Genomic DNA, 675 nt, shown 5'->3' with positions numbered 1-675 from the left:
TTCCCGCGCCTGGGAGCGTGTATTCTTTCCTCACCCGTCCGGCTCGGGCTGCCGGTCCGTCGCTCACGCTGCGCCACGTGCGGGATTCGGCTGCCGCGCGCACGCGGCTGTTCGATCCGGCCGGCCAGATCGTCGCGGTGCTCGTGCTGGGGCTGCTGACGGGCGGGATCATCCGTGCCGGCGCGCTGGGGATTGGCGATCCGTATGCGGCGGGCGCGCTGGCCGCGTCGGTCGTGCTCGGCGCACTGTTTGTCGCGATCGAGCGGCGCGTGGCCGCGCCGATGCTGCAGCTCGCGTTCTTCCGGATCGCGCGCGTGCCCGGCGTACTCGCGATCGGCGCGGTCACGAATGCCGCGTTCTACGGGCTGATCTTCTCGCTGAGCCTCTATTTCCAGAACGCGCGCGGGTTCACCGCGACCGAGTCGGGGCTGGCGCTCGCGCCGCTCACGATCATCATGCTCGCCAACATCGCGAGTGCGCGGCTCGCCGTCCGCCACGGATTCCGCACGACCGTCATCGTCGGCCTCACGGTGTCGCTCGCCGGCTACGTGTGGCTGTGGCAGACGCTCGGCGCGCACACGCCGTATGCCCTATTGGCACCCGGGCTTGCGGCGATGGCGATCGGCGGCGGCATCGCGATTCCCGCGCTGACGTCCACGATGCTCGGCAGCGTCA

General features: G+C 70.8%; 1 pseudogene. It reads left to right on the top strand.

The features are described from left to right. Positions 1 to 17: 17 nt before the first annotated feature. Positions 18 to 675 (top strand): annotated as a pseudogene (locus tag G3N99_RS41325) (MFS transporter); the annotation flags it as partial.

It is taken from the genome of Burkholderia sp. Ac-20392, from assembly GCF_017104585.1.
GTDB classification, from domain to species: Bacteria; Pseudomonadota; Gammaproteobacteria; order Burkholderiales; family Burkholderiaceae; genus Burkholderia; species Burkholderia lata.
This window is presented reverse-complemented; position numbering and strand designations above follow the sequence as displayed.